Source organism: Hymenobacter sp. B1770, from assembly GCF_049896385.1.
GTDB lineage: Bacteria > Bacteroidota > Bacteroidia > Cytophagales > Hymenobacteraceae > Hymenobacter.
On the sequence record NZ_JAFCUF010000062.1, the window covers coordinates 1 to 806 of the forward strand.

1 pseudogene is annotated in these 806 nt (G+C 64.4%); it reads left to right on the forward strand.

Annotated elements, in window-relative coordinates:
* The first annotated feature begins 105 nt into the window (after positions 1–105).
* Positions 106–790: pseudogene (locus ACP7AJ_RS21470) on the forward strand (IS5 family transposase).
* The last annotated feature ends 16 nt before the right edge of the window (positions 791–806 follow it).

Here is an 806-nt window from a genome sequence, read left to right on the forward strand (position 1 = left end):
TAGGTTGTACGGACAATTAGCTTTGCGTTCGTGAATCAATTAGACGAAATCAGTGACCGCACGTGGGCGTTGTTGGCGCCGCATCTGGCCGGCAAAGCCGGCGATGTGGGCCGCACGGCGGGCGACAACCGCCTGTTTTTGAACGCGGTGCTCTGGATTGCGCGCCACGGGGCGGCCTGGCGGACGTTGCCGGCGCGCTTCGGCAAGGCCGACACGCAGCGCAAGCGCTGCCGGCGCTGGGCGCAAACGGGCGTGTGGAAGCGCTTGTTCGAGGCGGTGCAAGAGCCGGATATGGACTGGGTCATGCTCGACTCGACCATCGTGCGGGCCCACGCCCAGGCGGCGGGCAGCCGAAAAAAGCCGGGTCGGCGACGAGGCCCTCGGACGCAGTCGCGGCGGACTGACGACGAAAATCCACGCCCTGGTCGATGCACTGGGCAACCCCGTGCGCCTGCTGCTCGGCCCGGGCCAGCAGGCCGATTGCCAACGGGCGGCTGAGTTGCTGGCTGCCGCGGCGGGCGCAGGCCACGTGCTGGGCGACAAAGGCTACGACACGGATGCCGTGGTGGCTTGCGTGGAAGCCCTCGGCGCGCAAGCCGTGATTCCCGGCAAGAAAACCCGCTGCCTCGAACGCGCCATTGACCGGAATTTGTACCGCGACCGTAACAAAGTCGAGCGCTTTTTTAGCCGCCTCAAGCAGTTTCGGCGCTTGGCTACACGCTACGACAAGACAGCCAGCAGCTTTTTAGGCATGCTCCATTTCGTCTCTGCCTTGCTTTGGCTCCGTTAATTGTCCGTACAACCTA